Below are 16,904 nucleotides of genomic sequence, written 5' to 3'. Positions count from 1 at the left end.
AAAAGACGCCCTTGCCTAAGAGGCGATCTATCCCGCCTATTTCGTCGATTCCGAGGGGCGGCCGCTCGGACACCTCGAAGAACCGCCTATAAGGACGGTTCGGACGGTGTTTTGAGGATGCAGGCGCCTCTTGCCGGATCAATCGCCGGTCAGGTGCGGTGTGGTGAGGGGGCGCGAGGGCCCCTTCCCGGGCCTCTCGCAGGTCGCCACCGGCCGGGTTTCGATCCACAGGAAGCGCTTGATGTTGTAAGTGAGGTTGGCGAGCCCGATCTTGGTCCGGGCGCGGGCCAGGCCGAGGCGATCGACGCCGCCGAGGACGAGATGTTCGGGGGAGGCACGGGGTGACGAGCTCCCCGCCGACCTGAGGGAGCCGTCGGGTCGGCTGTCCCGGCTTCGCTCCTGCCATGAGCGGCTCTTGCGCGAGGCCGACGGGCAACGGGCCGAGCAGCAGGAGAAGATCGACGCCCGCGCGGCCGAGGAGAAGTCGAGCGGCCGGCGCAAGCGGGGTCGCAAGCCGAAATCGGCCGAAGGCGTCGTGAACGAGGAGGCCAAGGCCAACGTGACCGATCCGGACAGCCGGATCATGAAGAGCCGCAAGGGCTACCTTCAGGGCTACAATGCCCAGGCCGTGGTGACGGCCGAGCAGATCATCCTCGGCCCCGATGTGACGAACCAGGCCAACGACGTTCGCCAACTGGCGCCGACGATCGCCAGGACCCTGGCCATGATGGAATGAGCATTTATAAATGAGCGTTTTTACTTTTTTTGATCATATGTATATGCTATGTAGGTTCCTGCGTTGGACATCATTTTATGAACGCGAAACAAGCTGCGCTCGCGCGCAAACAACTGGAACGTCGCCTCGCGCCGCTGCGCGGACTCAGCCTCGCCGTCCCACCGCGCGGATGGATGAAAGCCATTCGCGAAGCCCTCGGGATGAGCAGCCGGCAACTCGCCGCTCGCATGGGCGCCGCCCCGTCTCGCGTCCCGGCTATCGAGAAAGCGGAGGTTTCGGGCGCCACGACCATCAGGACGCTTCGGGAGGCGGCAGCGGCGATGAACTGCACGTTCGTCTACGCTTTCGTGCCGATCAAGCCGCTCGATGACCTTCTCCGTGAACGCGCGGCTGAGAAGGCAGGGCGGGATGTGACCCGACTCGACCACACGATGCAGCTTGAGAACCAGGCATTGCTCAGGCCCGATCTTGAGGACGAGCGGCGCCGTCTCATGGAGATCCTTCTTGCCGACTCGCCACGGCGCCTGTGGGAGGACGACTGATCTCCATGGAAGAAGACGACCCGCTGTTCCAGGATGACGACAAGGCCAATACGCCGCTGACCACCGAGGAGCGAGAGCAACTCATCCCCTCCTACATCACCCTGCGGCATGAGCTGAACGAGGCCGAGCAGGTCAATATCGGCGAAGGCTTGCGCTGGGCGATGTCGCGACGGCGGAACGTCCTCGACCCGGACTTCTTGAACGAACTGCACCGCCGAATGTTCGGTGACGTGTGGCGTTGGGCGGGACAATATCGCACGACGGGGAGGAACATCGGCGTTGACGCCCATCGCGTCGCAATGGATGTCAGGCAAACCGTGGACGATGTCCGCTATTGGGTCGAGCATCGCACCTACCCGCCCGACGAAATTGCCGTCCGATTCAGCCATCGTCTGGTGGTCATCCACCCCTATCCGAACGGAAATGGGCGGTTCTCACGTCTGATCGGCGATTTGCTCGCCCGGCAGCTCGGACAGCCTCCGTTCAGCTGGGGCCGCGCAAACTTGGTCGACGCTGGTGAAACCCGCACCCGCTACATCGCGGCCCTCCGCGCGGCCGATAACCACGACATCACGCCGTTGTTGGCATTCTCTCGCTCCTAGCCCGAGCGTCGATGATGCTGCGCTTTTCTCCCTCACGCCGTTCGTGGGCGCGGTGCTGGCCGTTGTCATGCTCGCCGAGGCGATTTCGGTGCAGTTGGTGGCCGCCGGGGCCTGATGGCGGCCGGCCTATGGCTGCATCTGTCCGAGCGGCACCAGCACCAGCACCAGCATATCCATGAAGCGATAGAGCATGAGCACCGGCTGTTCGACTACATCGAGATGTTCTACAATCCCACCCGGAAGCACGCACGGAACGGGATGCTGTCACCCATCGAGTTCGAACGGCAGCACAAAGCGAAAGCCGACGGCGTCTAGAAAACTCGGGGCGATTCAGTCTCCGACGCGAGCGTCTCCGAAACAATCTGCTCCCTCAAAGCCATCGGCCAAGTTCGTCGCCGACCAACCCCGGTAATGATCTCCATCCGCTGAACGGTCACGTGGCTATCCTCGCTGCTTGCACCGTGGCGAAACACTCACACCACGAAAAACAGCGGATTAATCGCCTCCCAACAAGGCGGCCCACGGCGTAAGCTTCGGGGATCACCGCCGCAAGCTTCTCGGCGATCCCCATCCGTCGCGCTGCCTCGGCGAGCAGCATCACGCCACCGTTCGACGACAGGCGCCCGCCGTCGAACGCGGCGGTGAGCTTCTTGCCCCGGACGGCTGGAAACCAGAACGGCAGAGTCGTATCGTCGGTCATGGCGGGTGTGGCCGGCTCGATGGGGTGGAAAGGGTTGGCTTCAACAACCGAATCCTACGCCACATCAATCGCTTAGGCTACATCCGCCAGCCCCACAGGCGGGCCATCATGAATAAGACGGGTTAGGGCGCCGCAGGTCGCCCCGCCAGCAGTCGCGTGGCCGTATACGTCATAACCATCTCGTTGTTTTGATTGAAAACGTTAATGCGTGAAATCACCACTGCACGTCCGCCCTTCGAGGTTTCGCGAACGGAGGTGACCTCGACATCGGCGTGGATGGTGTCGTTGACCATCACCGGCCTGAAGATCTTCTTGTGCAATTCGAGCATCGCCAGACCAGTTCCCTGGATCATTGACTGGAGAATGAAGCCTTCGATCAGGGCGTAGGTCAAGACTGCTGGAACAGGGCGTCCGTTGATTGCGCCGCCCTGGTAGTTGGCATCGATGAAGATGGCCTCCACCATGCCGGTGGCATTGATGAAATTCACCAAGTCTGCTTCGGTCACTGTGCGGCGAAACGTCTGGAATCTCTGGCCGACGCGAAGGTCTTGCCAAAAGAAACCTTGTCCCAAGCGTGAAACCGGTTCGCTCATGGATTGCTCGTTCCTGGATGTTAGTTTTCGTCTTTGAGCAGGCGCGCTCGAAGGGCTGTCTTCAGTACCTTGCCCGTATTGTTCTTGGGCAGGCTTTCCACAAAGATGTACTGCTTGGGTCGCTTGAAGCGCGCGATACGGTCGAGACAAAGCCGATCGAGATGTTCTGAGGTCAGCACACGCCCCGCCTTGCCAACGACGAATGCGCACACGTCCTCGCCCCAATCGGCATTGGGGCGCCCGACGACGGCAGCTTCGAGCACGTCGGGATGCAGCAACAGGACTTCCTCGACCTCGCGCGGGTAGATGTTACTGCCGCCGCTGATGATCACGTCCTTGGACCGGTCGGTTAGCCTCAGCAGGCCGCGCCCGGTCAGGTACCCGACATCGCCGGTGCGCAGCCAGCCGCCTGTCAGGGTCTTGCCGCTGGCTTCAGGATTGTTCCAGTAGCCCTTCATGACAGTAGCCCCGCGCACCACCACCTCACCCATCGTACCTACGGGGCAGCACTGGTCGCGGTTATCCCAGACCTGTACCTCCACCAGCGACTGCCGAGTGCCTACGGAAGCCAGCATCTCGTCATCACCACACTCGATCGCCGCAGACACTTCGCCGGCGGACATCGCGGTAATGGTCATGGGACTCTCGCCCTGCCCGTAGATTTGCGCGATGCGAGGCCCCAGGCAACCGACCGCGGCGCGCACATCCTTCTCATAGAACGGTGCGCCGCCAACGATGACGGTCTTCAGGTTGACGATCGGTGGGTGGACCTCCTGCGCATAGCGCACCATGCGCTGTACGATGGTCGGCGAGGCAAACAGGTTTATGCGCTCAAATCGCGCAATCAGGGCAAACAACTCCGCCTCGTCGAAGCCACCGCTTTGTGGGATCACCTGCAGCGCGCCCTTCATCCAAAGCGGAATGGCATACAGGCCACTGCCGTGCGACAGCGGCGCCACATGCACAATCGCGTCCCGATGGTCCACGGCGGCGACGTCCGCATGAAAGCACATTGCCATGGCCACCAGATTGGCATGCGTCAGCATGACCCCCTTGGGCCGGCCGGTGGTTCCGCTGGTGTAGAAGAGCCAGGCAAGCTCGTCATCGCCCATCGGCCGCGCGTCAGCCGGGGGGCCCCGACCATCTGTGCATAGCGTGCCGAATCCGCGTCGATCAGCTCCAGCCCGGCGATGCGGCCGGCCACCGCTTCCAGGTCGGCCATCAGGTCACCGTATGACACACAGACCTTCGCGCCTGAATCGCGCAGGATGTACTTGAGTTCGAGCGGGTGCAGCTTAGAGTTGACAGGCACCGCACAAAGGCCTGCATACCATGTCGCCAGCTGCAGCTCGACGTATTGCGGGCTGTTCTTCATCACCAGCACGACCCGCTCCCCGGAGCCGCCGCCGCTGGCTTGCCGCAGCGACGCGGCCAGTCGCTTGACGCGCAGATCGAACCCGCCGTACGTGTAGAGGATGCGCTCACCGAGCGCAACGGCCGGTGCGTCACGGTGCGCCGCCACGGCCCTCGCGAACAAGGAGTTCAGGTTCACTGCCGCCTCACTTCGGACCCCGCGGCGGCGTGGATTCCCAGCATGCGCTGCGCTGCGCGCAGGTGGGGCTTGTCAATCATCATATCGCCCAGCCGCACGACGCCGGCGTCGGGATCGGCCGCAAAGGCCGCGACGACGCGCTGCGCCCACGCGCGCTCTTCCTCGGTCAGCGAAAAGGTTTCATTGACCACATCGACGTGCTTCGGATGAATCACGGCCTTGCCGCTGAAGCCGTCACGCCGCGCGTCCACTGACGCCAAGCGTACGCGATCCAGATCGCCGATGTCCGTTTCGACGGTGTCGATGACGGCCACGCCAGCGGCCGCCGCGCCTGCGAGGCACAGGCTGCGCGCCATGAGGTAGGGATCAAGCCAGCGTCCCTCCTTCCGGTTGGTACTCGCTCCCAGCGATGCGGACAGGTCTTCCGCGCCCCACATCAGACCCCAAAGCCGCGGGCCGGCAGCCGTATAAGTGCCCAGGCCGAACAGCGACTGCGCGGTTTCGGTGGCGATGGCCAGGATGCGTGTACTACCGTTTGGCGCGCCCGATACCGCCTCGAAGGCGTCCAGGTAGAGCGACAGCTTCTTCACGTCATCTGCACTCTGGCATTTTGGAAGGACGACGCCGTAGGGGCGGCCGGGCATGATCGCGGCCAAGTCCGCCAATGCCATGCCGCTGTCGAGCGCGTTGACGCGCACGAACAGCACCTTCGCATGAGGCTGCGGCGCGCGCAGCATCTCCAGTGTGTCTTGCCGGGCCTGTGCCTTGCGACCCTGCGCGACCGAATCTTCCAGGTCGATGATGAGGGAATCCGCTGCTGTGCACAGCGCACTTTCGAATTTGCGTGCGCTGTCGCCAGGCACGAAAAGCATGGAACGGATCATGGCGTACCTACCTGGTCGGGTTGCGCACCGTCGGTGCGTCTGAGCAATGCGCCCTGCCGCCTGAGGTCGTCAATCTGGGCCTTTGAGAACCCCCACTCGGCCATCGCGGCGTCGGCGCTCGCTCCGGGTGGCTCGGGCGCCGTCGGCACCGCGTTCACCGTGCGGCTGAAACGCGGTGCAGGCGCGGGCTGCGCCACGCCGCCGATTTCCACGAAGCCATGGCGGGCCCGCTGGTGCGGGTGGATTGGCGCCTCGTCCATTGATAACACCGGGGCAAAGCAAGCATCCGTGCCTTCCAACATCCGGCACCAGTGATCGCGGTTTTCGCGTCTGAAGCGGGTGGCAAGTTCCGCGCGAAGGGCGGGCCAACCCTCCGGGTCATTCGCCAGCGCCCACAAGCGCTCGGGCAGGCCGAGCAGTGCAAACAACTGCTCCCGGAACTTGGCTTCTATGGGCGCTATGGAGATGTACTTCCCGTCCGAGCATTCGTACACGTCGTAGTAGGGCGCGCCCGAATCGAGCATGTTGGTTCCCCGCGGCCCCTCGTGCATGCCTGCGGCCCGTAGTCCGTAGGTCGAGGCCATCAGCGAAGTAGCTGCATCAACCATCGCGGCGTCGACCACCTGGCCCAGTCCGGTTAGCTGCGCCTCGATCCTAGCCGCCAGCATGCCCATGCAAAGGTAAACGGCGCCGCCGTAATCCCCGACCAAGTTGAGCGGCGGCGTCGGAGGCTGGCCGCGGCGGCCGATGGCGTCCAGGGCGCCGGACAGTGCAATATAGTTCAGGTCGTGCCCGGCAGCTTGCGCCAGCGGGCCATCCTGACCCCACCCTGTGACCCTGCCGTACACGATCCGGCGGTTGCGGGCCAAGCACTCGCCCGGCCCCAACCCCAGCCGCTCCATCGTGCCCGGACGAAAGCCTTCGATCAGGGCATCCGCTTTCTCCACAAGCGACATCGCAAGTGACACGCCTTCGGGACGCTTCAAGTCCAGGACCACCGAACGGCGTCCGCGGTTCAGGAAGTTCAGGTGCGTGGGCCGGCTCAGGCCCAGGCCGCTTGGCGCAGGTCGTTCCAACCGCAATACGGTCGCGCCCATATCGGCCAGCAACATGGCGGCCATCGGCCCGGGCCCAATGCCGGCAAACTCGATTACCTTCAATCCCTTGAGTGGTCCCATGGTTGCGATCCCTCAATACGACTTCGGCAAGCCGAGCACCCGCTCGGCTACATAGGACAGTGCCAGTTGCGGGCTGATGGGTGCGATGCGCGGGATCAGCACCTCGCGCAGGTAGCGCTCCACGTGGTACTCCTTGGCATAGCCGAATCCCCCATGCGTCATGATGGCCTGCTCGCACGCCTGAAAGCCTGCTTCCGCGGCGAAGTACTTGGCCGCATTGGCGGCGGCGCCGCAGTTCATGTTGTTGTCGTACTGCCAGGCAGCCGACATCATTAACAGATGGGCCGCTTCGAGCTCGACCCAGTTCTTGGCCAGCGGATGCTGGATGCCCTGGTTCTTGCCGATGGGCCGGTTGAACACGACGCGTTCCTTGGCATAGGCGGTCGCCTTCTTGAGGGCCACACGTCCCAGACCAATCGCCTCAGCAGCAACCAGGATGCGCTCGGGGTTCATGCCGTCAAGTATGTACTCGAAACCCTTGCCCTCTTCGCCGATGCGGTCCTCAATCGGCACACGCAGATTGTCAATGAAGAACTGGTTGGAGTCCACGGCCTTGCGCCCCATCTTCTCGATTTCCCGAACCTCGATGTGCTCGCGGTCTAGCGTCGTGTAAAACAGGCTCAAGCCATGCTTGGGCGACTTCACTTCTTCCAGCGGAGTCGTGCGCGCCAGGATCAGCATCTTTTCGGCCACCTGGGCCGACGAGATCCAGATCTTCGCGCCATTCATCAGGTAATGGTCGCTCTTGCGTTCGGCCTTGGTCTTGAGCTGCGTGGTGTTGAGGCCCACGTTCGGCTCGGTCACCACGAAGCAGGCCCTTTCCTTGCCAGCGATCAGCGGGGGCAGCATGCGGCGCTTCTGTTCGTCGGTACCGTGCTTGACGACCGGGTTGAGGCCAAAGATGTTCAGGTGCAGCGCCGAGCAGCCCGACATCCCCGCGCCGGATTCGCTGATGGTCTGCAGCATCAGCGCCGCCTCGGTGATGCCCAGGCCCGAGCCGCCGTACTCGGTGGGGATGCAGATGCCCAGCCAGCCATCGTGCGCGAACGCGGCGTGAAAGTCGGTCGGAAACCCGCCCTCGCGGTCCTTGTTGAGCCAGTATTGGTCGTCGAATCCGGCGCAGATTTTCGCTGCCGCTTCGCGGATGCCTTCCTGCTCGGGTGTCAGTGTGAATTCCATGATTGTTTCTCCTGTTTCAAAGGGTTGGGTTGTAAGGGGAAGGCGAGGCGGTCACGCCGCGTTCGAGGAGCACAGCCACGCGCTCCTCGCTGTAGCCAATCTCGCGCAACACCTCGATGCTGTGTTCGCCCAGCCGCGGCACATGGCGCTGGGCCTTGGGCTGCGACGCTGACCAGGTGCTGGGCACGGCCATCTCGCGCAGCCGGCCTTCGCTGGGATGGTCGACAAACGAGAAGAAGCCCGTCGCTTCGAGATGGGGGTCCGCTAGCAGCGAGTCGAGGCTGTGCAGCGGCATCGCCGGAATGTCGGCGCCGTCCAGCAGCGCGAGCCATTCGGCGGTGGTCCGCGTGGCCAGCAGCGATGCCAGCTCGCTGTAGAGCGCGCCGATGTTCTCGGTGCGCGTGGTCATGTTGGCAAAGCGCGGGTCGCGCTCGAGTTCGTCCTCACGGCCCAGCGCCTTGAAAAATGAGCGCCACTGGCGGTCGGAATACACCAGCACACACAGATAGCCGTCCTTGGTGCGGTAGGGACGGCGGTCCGGCGTCAGCATGCGCGGATAACCGAGAGGCCCCAAGGGCGGGTCAAAGGTGTGGCCGGCCATGTGGTCGCTGAGCACAAAGCTGGCCATCATCTCGAACATCGGGATGTCGATGCGCTGCCCCTGTCCGGTGCGCGCCTGGTGGTAGAGCGCCGCATTCACCAGCCCCACGGCGGACAGGGCCACGCCGCGATCGACGATTGCGGTGGGCACGTAGCGCGGCTCGCTGCCGTCGGCCTTGTGCGACAGCCAGGGGATTGCCACCGCGCCCTGGATCAGGTCATCGTAGGCCGGCTTGCCCGCGTAGGGCCCGTCTTGGCCGTATCCGAACATGCCGGCGTAGATGATGCGGGGATTGGCGGTCGACACCTCCTCGTAAGTCAGGCCCAGGCGGGCCATCACCTGCGGGCGCAGGTTGTAGATCAGCACGTCGGCGCCCTTGGCGAGGTCCAGCGCTGCGGCCCGGCCCTCGGGCTGCTTCAGGTCCAGGACAACGCTGCGCTTGCTGCGGTTAGCGTTGATGAACATGAAGCCCATGCCACGATGCCGGGCCGGCCCGATGCCGCGGATCGGGTCGCCGCCGGGAGGTTCCACCTTGATGATGTCGGCTCCCATGTCGCCGAGAATCTGGGTGGCATAGGGCGCCATGAGGACCGTCGACAGATCGACGATCCTGACGCCGGCGAGAGGTCCCGTCATTTCGTTCTCCGTGCATGAGCTTCACGTTCGAGTTGTTCACGAAAATTCGGATGGGCGATCGCAGCCAGCCGCCGGGCCCGCTCGGCCAGTGGCTGGCCGCTCAGCTCTGCCACACCCCATTCCGTAACCACCAGGTCGGCATCGCTGCGCGGCGTGGTCACCACACCCGAGGGCAGGCGCGCGACGATGCGGCTGCGCGTCCCGTTGGCGGCGGTGGAGGGCATGGCAATGATCGAACGTCCTCCCGGGGACAGCGCGGCGCCACGCATGAAATCGACCTGGCCACCGATCGCGCCCACATAATCGGCGCCGACGGTCTCGGCGTTGATCTGGCCGCTCAGATCTACTTCGATCGCCGAGTTGACCGCATACAACCTGTCGATCGCACCGAGCACCTGTGCCGCATGCGTATACCGGACCGGCCGCAAGCGCAGCGCCGGATTGCGGTCGGCAAACCGGTAGAGCCGCTCCGTTCCAGCCAGCATTCCGGTCACCGAGACATGGCGATCGATAGTCTTGAACGCATTGGTGATAACGCCCTTCTCGATCAGGTCGGCGGCGGCATCACCGATCACGCCCGAATGGAGTCCCAGGTCGCGCCGGTTGCCCAAGGCGCTGAGGATCGCTTCGGGAATGGCGCCGATGCCGACTTGCAGAACGGCGCGGTCTGGCACCAATGCTGCCGCAATGGCTGCGAGCTTACGTTCCGCCTCATTAGCGGGGCGCGCTGGCAAGGTCAGCACCGCGCGCGAGCTGCGCACGACGTGGTCGATACGCAAGCCCACCAGTTCCTCGGCCCCAAAAGTCCACGGCGCCTGGTCATTGACTTCGGCGATCACCACGCGCGCGCGCACCGCCGCTTCGAGGATGTAGTCGTGCGACACGCCCAGGCTGTGCATGCCGTCGGCGTTCGGGCCGCTCAATTGCAGCATCACGACGTCGCAGCGCAAAGTGCCGTCGGCAATCAAGGCCGGCAGTTGCGAAATATGGCATGGCACGATGTCCATCGCGCCGGCGGCGTACAGCGCCTGGTTGGCGCCGATGCCGCAGTATCCGGTGAAGCTAACGTGGTCCGCATGTTCCGGCTGGACGGTGCGCGAGAAGGTGGGACCCAGGAAGACCGAGAACCGTCCGATGCGCGAGCGCTGTTGCATCAACGCTTCGCTCAGCACCAGCGGTTCGGACGTTCCATGGCCCCACAGCACGCTGTCCCCCGGCCGCACGATGCCGGCCAGGTCGAGTGCGCCGGCGGCGACTTCACTGTGCATTGCGTCGCTTCATGAACGCGGTGCGACGGCAGCTGCACACGAGCTCGCCTCGCTGGTTGATGCCACGATGCTCCAGCTCGACCACGCCGGCGTTCGGGCGCGACTGGCTGCCTCTCTTGGAGATCACTTCGGTTTCAACGTGCAGCGTATCGCCGTGGAACACAGGCTTGGGGAACTTCACGTCCGTCATGCCCAGGTTGGCGATGGTGGTGCCCAGCGTTGTGTCCACCACCGTCATGCCGATCACCAGACCGAGTGTGAACAAGCTGTTGACCAGGCGCTGCCCGAATTCGCTCGACGCGGAAAATTCCGCATCGAGGTGCAGCGGCTGGGGATTCATGGTCATCAGTGAGAACAGCGTGTTGTCCATTTCGGTCACGGTGCGCGTCAGTACATGCTTAAAGACGTGTCCGGGTTCGAAGTCTTCAAAATAGAGTCCGGCCATGAGTGAGGCTCCTGTGTGGTTCTTGATAAAGGGAAGTCAGCGTGAAGGGATCAGCGCGGCGCGGTAGGCGTTGAGGACCTCCGAGCCCGGCTTGCCGCGCTTGTCCAGCGACTCTGCCCACTCCTGGGCGACCGCCGCATCCAGGCTGACCAGCTCGGCGTGCACGGCAGGCTGCAGAGCGACCAGTTCGACCCCGCCCTTTCTGAGCTTGGCAGCGTCGGAGTCCACGTCCTTGTCCATCATACTGCAGCCACGCCGCGTCGCCGCGTCGCCGGCTTCGGCCAGCGCCTTTTGCATATCGGGTGGCAGCTTCTTCCAGCGCGCATCGCTGATGAGGTAGACGATCACCGCGCTGCCAAAGTTCTCGCCGATGGTCGAATACTTGAGCAGGCTTACCAAGTCATAGGTGATGGTGCTGCTGTAGGGAAACAGCAGGCCGTCGATGGTGCCTCGCGACAGGGTCTCGTGCAGCTCTGGCGAAGAGACGCGGACGGGCACGGCCTTCATTCCACCGACCATCGCGTCCAGCGCCGCACCGCCGGGAATACGTATCTTTAATCCCTTGGCGGCCGGCATGGAATCAAACCGGCGCTTGGCGGTCAGCAGCTGGTAGGGCGGCAAGGACAGCGCAAATAGCACGCGCACGCCATTGGGCTCGAAGTCGCGCTTGGCGATGATCCCGTCCCCGACTGCCAGCTTCCAGTAAGCCAGGGTCCCCTCGCAAGAAGTCAAGAAGCTGCCGGGCAGCTCGGCTACGGAACTCAGCGGCAACTTGTCGGACACGTACGACGTGGCGACATAAGCGACGTCGGCCACGCCGCTCTGCGCCAGCGACAGCAAGTCCTTAGCCTTGCCGAGCTGCTCCGCGGGATAGTACTCGAACTGCACTGCGCCGCCGGTGCGCCGGGTCACCTCCTGCATCCAGAACTTCGTGGCATATTCCGAGATGTAGTGGCCGACCGGCAGCGCATCGGCCACACGCAGTTTTTCCTGCGCATGCGCCGCACCGCAAACCATCATTGTCACGACCCCAAGGCCGCGCAGCGCCAAGCGCAACGGGGCAAACCGATTGTGGCGGTGCGTCATTTGAGCGCCTCCTCGAAAGCATTCAGAACCTCAGTGCCGGGGCGGCTGCGCTTGTCGAGCTGGGCGGCCCAGTCCTGGCGTACGGCTGACATCATCGGCGCCGCCGAGGCCCGATCCGCAGCTGGCAATGGCGCCAGCGTGCCGCCTTTCTGGCGGATCCTCGCCAGGTCATTCTCGACCTCGCGGTCGGCATACGCGCACACACGGCGCGTGGCGGCGTCACCGGCATCCAGCATTGCCTTCTGCACTGCGGGGGACATCGCATTCCAGCGCGTGTTGGAGATCATGTACGTGAGCACGGCGCTGCCAAAGTTCTCGTTGGCGGTGCCGGACTTCACTAGCCCCGCGAGGTCGTACGCCAGCACGCTCGCAGTCGGAAAGACCATCCCGTCCACAGTACCTCGAGACAAAGACTCGTGCAGTTCGGGCGCCGTCATGCGCACCGGTATGCCCTTGAGTTTGAGCACCATCCCGTCCTGAGCGCCGCCAGTCGTGCGCAGTTTCTGGCCCTCTATGCTCTTGAGCCCGATGCTCTTGAGCCCGTCAATCTTCTTCTGGGCGCTGAAGATCTGGTACGGCGGCATAACGATCGCGAACATCACCTTGACGCCGTTCGGCTCGTACTCGCGGCGAGCGAGCGCGCCGTCGCCACGCGCCAGCTTCCAGTAGGCCAGCGTGCCGGCGCAGGACGTTGAATAGGTGCTGGGCAACTCCGCCACGGCCGTCAGCGGCATTTTGTCAGAGACGTAGGACGGCACGACATAGCCGACGTCGATCACGCCGGATTGCGTCAGTGAGAGGATGTCCTTGGCCTTGCCCAGTTGTTCGGCCGGGTAGTACTCGAAGGTCACCGCACCCTTGGTCTCGCGGGTGACCTCCTGCATCCAAAAGCGGGTTGCCTGTTCGACGAAGAAGTGATTGGCGGGGAGCGCATCAGCGACCCTTAATTTGACCTGGGCGTGGCCCACGCAAGGCAGCATGAACAGGGCAGTGACGGCTGCTAGGAAAGTGAACAGTGTCTTCATTTAAGTGCCTCTTCGAACGCGCGCAGAACTTCGGTGCCGGGTTTTCCTCGCTTGTCCAGTGCCCCGGCCCAATCGCTGCCCACGGCCCGCGAGACGGCGCTGACGGTCTGCTTGTCCGCCGGCGACAAGTTGATCAGCGACATGCCCGCCGCCTTGAGCTTTTCCATCACCTGGATGTCGTCTTCTTCCACAAGGCGGCAGGCGCGCTCCGTGGTCTCGCGGCCAGCGTCGATCATGGCTTTCTGCACGTTTGGCGGCAGGGTCTTCCAGCGCGCTTCACTGATGACGTAGCTGATGATGAAACTGCCGAAGTTTTCGCTGGAGGTAGCGATCTTGCTGAGCTTCTCAAGCTCGTAGGGCGGCATACTGGACAGCGGGATCAGCATGCCGTCGATGGTCCCGCGCGACATCGCTTCGTGCAGTTCGGGCGCGGCGACCTGAATGGGCACGGCCTTGAGCTTGCGCAGCATCAGTTCCTTGGCACCGCCGGCCGTGCGGATCTTCATTCCCTCCAGCGATTGCATACCGTCGAACTTCGCCTTGGCCAGCACCAGCTGGTTAGGTGGCAGCATCAGCGCAAACAGCACCCTGACACCGAGCGGCCCCAGTTCCCGGTTGGCCAGGATGCCACCTTCGCTGGCCATCTTCCAGTAGGCCTTGGTGCCGACGCATGAACTGGAGAAGTCGAACGGCAGTTCCACCACGGCCGACAGCGGCAGCTTGTCGGAGATATAGGCCGGTGCGACATAGGTAATATCGGCCACGCCCGTCTGCGCCAGTGACAACATGTCCTTGGCCTTGCCGAGTTGCTCGGCGGGGTAGTACTCGAACTCGACAGTCTGATTGCTCAGGCGCGCAACCTCGCTCATCCAGTACTTGATCGTGTATTTCGCGACATAGTGGCCGACCGGGAAGGAGTCGGCAACTCGCAGCTTCTGCGCCTGCGCGCTTGCCGAGACGCCAAGGGTGGCCAGCACAATGGCAATGGCGCTGCGGCGGAAAAGGCGGACCCTGCGGGTAGCGCGTGTGGGAATATTCATGCGACCTCCAGGAGTGAAAGAGCTGTTCAGCGCGACATCGTAGAGGGGAGCCACAACACGGTCTGCGGAACCAGGACGAACAAGGCAATGACGAACAGATGTGCGATCACGTGCGGCAACAGGCCATGGAAGACTTCCCACAGCGGCCGGCCGGTATAGCGCGCGACCACGAATGCGTTCAGGCCGATCGGCGGAGTGACCAGGCCCACTTCGGCGGTGACGACCATGATCACGCCGAACCAGATCGGGTCGTAGCCCAGCGAGACCACCACCGGCAGCACGATCGGCACGGCCAGGATGATGATCGCGGCCTGATCCATGATCGCGCCCAGCAGCATCTTGATCAACAGCAGCGCCGCGATGACCACCAAGCCGGGAACCGCGAGCGTGGAGACCCAGGCCACCAGCTGCTGTGTCACCTGAGTCAGCGTGATGAAATAACCGAAGACCTGGGCACCCAGGATGATCATCAGGATCATGCAGGTCGAATGCGCGGCGCGCTTGAGCGAGTGCATCATCGACGACGGCGTCACGCTCCTGGCGCGCATCGCGAGCACCAAGGCACCGAACGCGCCCAACGCCGACGCTTCGGTGGGCGTCGCGATGCCGCTGTAGATAAGACCTGTCACGACCACGAACAGCGTGATCATCGGCCCCACTTCGCGCAGCGTGACGAGCTTTTCTCGCCACGTATATGCCCGGCCCACGGGTGCGCAGGTCGGGTCTTTCCAGACCAGGAAGAGGATGGTCAGGATGATCGTGATGGTGACCAGGATTCCGGGCACGATTCCCGCGATCAGGAGCCTGCCGATGCTCACGTTGGCCACAATGCCATACAGCACCAAGGCGATGCTTGGCGGTATGAGCATGGCCAGGGTCCCGGAGATGGCCACGATGCCGCACGCCATCTTCGGCTCGTAGCCCTGCTTTAGCATCGCCGGGATGGTGGTGGAGGACAGTGTGGCGGCCGACGCCGTACTCGACCCCGAGATCGCGGCGAAGCCGGCGCCCGCCAGCGTGGTCGCGACACCCAGCCCGCCGGGGATGCGGCCGACCCAGATGGTCGCACTGCGAAACAGCCCGTCGGCGATGCCGCTCAGGATGACGAACTCCGCCATCAGCATGAACATCGGAATCGTGATCAGCTCGTAGGCGCTGGCGGCCGACGAGGGCGCGGTGCCCAGAACGCCCAGCGCCACTTCCAGGCCGCCCTTGGCCCACAGGCCGAAGACGCCGGCGATCAGCAAAGAGAAGCCCACGGGCGCGCCGGTGGTCAGTAGCGCGATCATCCCCAGAATGACAAGCAGCGGCAGCATCACACCACCTCCTGCGTGCCGGAAATGGGAGGCAGCGCGATGACTTCGCGACCGGTCGCCGCAGACAAGCTGTGGCCGACAAAGCGGAACACGATGCGCAGCCATATCACGGCGAAGCCCAGTGTCACAAACAGCGAGGACACCCAGGTGGGCCAGCCGATAGAGCCCGCAACCACATCGTCGTTTCGCCAGCTCTCGACCGTGCGCTGGAAAGCAGGCCAGATCATAAGCGCGAACACCACAGACGCCAGCGCGTAGCCAAGGATCAGCGCCGCATGGCGCTGGCGCGGCGTCATGACGGTGTGCAGCAGGTCTACGCACACGTGATCGTTGCAGCGCAGCGTGTCCGATAGGGCAAAAAAGAACAGCCCGGACATCAGGTAGATCGAGATCAGGTCGTAGGACCACCCCAGGGGGCTATTGAAGGCGTACCGCAGCCCCACGTCAAGCGTGCTGACCAGCATGATGGCCAGCAGCATCAAGGTAGCGACAACCATCCACGCCTGCTCCAGCAGCGTGATGACCTTGTCTAGTCGTTGCATGACTTTCACGTTTTGTCTCCTCCGGTAAGGCGTACCGCCCCTTTGTTCTTATGGATCGATCCAAGGCATCGTCAGCAGATCAGCTTCACTCCTTTGGCATTGCGAGCGGCGCGACACCGCCGACCAGCCGCGTGCATTCAGCCGCGGCATCCTTGACTAGCCGCTCGTTTCTCTTTGCCTTGCTGCGCATCCGCGCCGAAGGACCCGCGATCAGCACGGCGGCGATCACGGTGCCATCACTTGAAAATATCGGCGCTGCGAGTCCGCTGGCCCCCTCCACCCGCTCCTCGCTGGTACGCGCGATGCCGTCCTGGCGTATTCGCGCGAGTTCGGCGAGCAGATCAGCTCTGCCTGTGATCGTGTTTTCGGTGAAGCGCTCGAGCCGCGAGGTCTTCAGATAGTGCTTAATCCTCGTCGGATCGAGATAGGCCAGCAACGCCTTGCCCATGGCCGTGCAATAGAGCTCGCGCCGTTCGCCCGCGGTGACCGTATAGCGAATCGGGTTGGAACTTTCGATCTTGTCGAGATAGATCGCGAGTTCTGCATCAGGCGCCATGGCGCCGAGCACCGCGGTCTCGCCGGTGGCCTCGACCAATGCGGCCAGGACTGGACGCACGACCGAGGTCAGTTCACGCCCGGCCATGGCTCGCATAGCCAGCGAAAGCACGCGCGGACCGATCGAATACTGCCCTGCCTCGTTGCGCAGTAAGCAACCCTCGGCCGTCAGGCCCGCCAACAGTCCGACCAGACTGGTCTTCGGTGCGCCGGTGATCGCGGCGAGCTCGGACAGGGTAGCGCCGATGCACGAGTCAGAGAGCGACTCAAGAATGACAATGATGCGGCCGACCGATTGCGGGCCGCCACGATCTCCTTGCGAAGGCTGCTTGGATTCTAAAGAAACTGTTTGCATATTCGTAAGCTATACCGTTATGCGTTTTGGATAACACCTTTGCGTGCGGCTGTCAACCATCGGGTGTTA

At 63.5% G+C, this 16,904-nt stretch carries 18 protein-coding genes and 3 pseudogenes; 5 read left to right on the top strand and 16 right to left on the bottom strand.

The features are described 5' to 3' along the window. Positions 1-415: 415 nt before the first annotated feature. The 5 genes and pseudogenes from V5F77_RS26830 to V5F77_RS26810 form a co-directional block, all read left to right on the top strand. Positions 416-736, top strand: a complete 321-nt coding sequence (locus V5F77_RS26830) for a hypothetical protein (protein ID WP_429008155.1) — start codon at positions 416-418, stop codon at positions 734-736. Between the two features lie 77 nt (positions 737-813). After that, positions 814-1,278, top strand: coding sequence for a mobile mystery protein A (locus tag V5F77_RS26825; RefSeq protein ID WP_041578054.1), 465 nt, complete (start codon positions 814-816; stop codon positions 1,276-1,278). A 5-nt stretch (positions 1,279-1,283) separates the two neighbouring features. Next, a complete protein-coding gene (locus tag V5F77_RS26820; protein WP_429008154.1) occupies positions 1,284-1,880 on the top strand; it encodes a mobile mystery protein B in 597 nt (198 codons plus the stop codon). Between the two features lie 19 nt (positions 1,881-1,899). Then, positions 1,900-2,081 (top strand): annotated as a pseudogene (locus V5F77_RS26815) (EamA family transporter); the annotation flags it as partial. Then, a pseudogene (locus V5F77_RS26810) lies at positions 2,082-2,195 on the top strand (IS3 family transposase); the annotation flags it as partial. Between the two features lie 193 nt (positions 2,196-2,388). Here V5F77_RS26810 and V5F77_RS26805 read toward each other — a convergent pair. From V5F77_RS26805 to V5F77_RS26730, 16 genes and pseudogenes are all read right to left on the bottom strand, one after another. Next, positions 2,389-2,580: pseudogene (locus V5F77_RS26805) on the bottom strand (transposase); the annotation flags it as partial. A gap of 122 nt (positions 2,581-2,702) precedes the next feature. After that, on the bottom strand, positions 2,703-3,173 hold the full coding sequence (locus V5F77_RS26800) for a MaoC family dehydratase (protein ID WP_429008153.1): 471 nt from the start codon (positions 3,171-3,173) through the stop codon (positions 2,703-2,705). Positions 3,174-3,193: 20 nt separating this feature from the next. Further along, positions 3,194-4,285, bottom strand: a complete 1,092-nt coding sequence (locus V5F77_RS26795; protein ID WP_429008152.1) for an AMP-binding protein — start codon at positions 4,283-4,285, stop codon at positions 3,194-3,196. After that, positions 4,213-4,725: an AMP-binding protein gene (locus V5F77_RS26790; RefSeq protein WP_429008151.1), complete on the bottom strand. Its 513-nt coding sequence runs from the start codon at positions 4,723-4,725 to the stop codon at positions 4,213-4,215. Before V5F77_RS26790 ends, V5F77_RS26795 begins: the two co-directional genes overlap by 73 nt. Beyond that, positions 4,722-5,606, bottom strand: coding sequence for an HpcH/HpaI aldolase/citrate lyase family protein (locus V5F77_RS26785; protein WP_429008157.1), 885 nt, complete (start codon positions 5,604-5,606; stop codon positions 4,722-4,724). The genes V5F77_RS26790 and V5F77_RS26785 overlap by 4 nt, the downstream gene beginning before the upstream one ends. Beyond that, a complete protein-coding gene (locus V5F77_RS26780; RefSeq protein ID WP_429008150.1) occupies positions 5,606-6,787 on the bottom strand; it encodes a CaiB/BaiF CoA transferase family protein in 1,182 nt (393 codons plus the stop codon). The genes V5F77_RS26785 and V5F77_RS26780 overlap by 1 nt, the downstream gene beginning before the upstream one ends. A gap of 12 nt (positions 6,788-6,799) precedes the next feature. Then, positions 6,800-7,966: an acyl-CoA dehydrogenase family protein gene (locus tag V5F77_RS26775; protein ID WP_429008149.1), complete on the bottom strand. Its 1,167-nt coding sequence runs from the start codon at positions 7,964-7,966 to the stop codon at positions 6,800-6,802. A gap of 16 nt (positions 7,967-7,982) precedes the next feature. Beyond that, positions 7,983-9,203: a CaiB/BaiF CoA transferase family protein gene (locus tag V5F77_RS26770; protein ID WP_429008148.1), complete on the bottom strand. Its 1,221-nt coding sequence runs from the start codon at positions 9,201-9,203 to the stop codon at positions 7,983-7,985. Then, positions 9,200-10,471: an acetyl-CoA hydrolase/transferase family protein gene (locus V5F77_RS26765; protein ID WP_429008147.1), complete on the bottom strand. Its 1,272-nt coding sequence runs from the start codon at positions 10,469-10,471 to the stop codon at positions 9,200-9,202. Before V5F77_RS26765 ends, V5F77_RS26770 begins: the two co-directional genes overlap by 4 nt. After that, entirely contained in the window at positions 10,461-10,916 is a 456-nt protein-coding gene (locus V5F77_RS26760; protein ID WP_429008146.1) for a MaoC family dehydratase, read from the bottom strand. The genes V5F77_RS26765 and V5F77_RS26760 overlap by 11 nt, the downstream gene beginning before the upstream one ends. A gap of 36 nt (positions 10,917-10,952) precedes the next feature. After that, positions 10,953-12,002 (bottom strand): TRAP transporter substrate-binding protein, encoded by a 1,050-nt coding sequence (locus V5F77_RS26755; RefSeq protein WP_429008145.1) that lies wholly within the window; start codon positions 12,000-12,002, stop codon positions 10,953-10,955. After that, the gene (locus V5F77_RS26750) at positions 11,999-13,027 is read right to left on the bottom strand and encodes a TRAP transporter substrate-binding protein (RefSeq protein WP_429008144.1); all 1,029 of its coding nucleotides are present in this window, start codon (positions 13,025-13,027) and stop codon (positions 11,999-12,001) included. The genes V5F77_RS26755 and V5F77_RS26750 overlap by 4 nt, the downstream gene beginning before the upstream one ends. Further along, positions 13,024-14,067, bottom strand: coding sequence for a TRAP transporter substrate-binding protein (locus V5F77_RS26745; protein ID WP_429008143.1), 1,044 nt, complete (start codon positions 14,065-14,067; stop codon positions 13,024-13,026). The genes V5F77_RS26750 and V5F77_RS26745 overlap by 4 nt, the downstream gene beginning before the upstream one ends. 26 nt (positions 14,068-14,093) lie before the next feature. Continuing rightward, a complete protein-coding gene (locus tag V5F77_RS26740; RefSeq protein WP_429008142.1) occupies positions 14,094-15,383 on the bottom strand; it encodes a TRAP transporter large permease in 1,290 nt (429 codons plus the stop codon). Then, positions 15,383-15,925 carry a TRAP transporter small permease gene (locus V5F77_RS26735; protein ID WP_429008156.1) on the bottom strand — a complete coding sequence of 181 codons (543 nt, stop codon included), beginning with the start codon at positions 15,923-15,925 and terminating at the stop codon, positions 15,383-15,385. Before V5F77_RS26735 ends, V5F77_RS26740 begins: the two co-directional genes overlap by 1 nt. An 85-nt stretch (positions 15,926-16,010) precedes the next feature. Beyond that, positions 16,011-16,835: an IclR family transcriptional regulator gene (locus V5F77_RS26730; protein WP_429008141.1), complete on the bottom strand. Its 825-nt coding sequence runs from the start codon at positions 16,833-16,835 to the stop codon at positions 16,011-16,013. Between the last annotated feature and the right edge of the window lie 69 nt (positions 16,836-16,904).

This window comes from Roseixanthobacter psychrophilus (assembly GCF_043195195.1).
Lineage (GTDB): Bacteria > Pseudomonadota > Alphaproteobacteria > Rhizobiales > Xanthobacteraceae > NCEH01.
The sequence above is the reverse complement of the archived record's forward strand: the minus strand, read 5'-3'. Positions and strand labels throughout refer to the sequence as shown.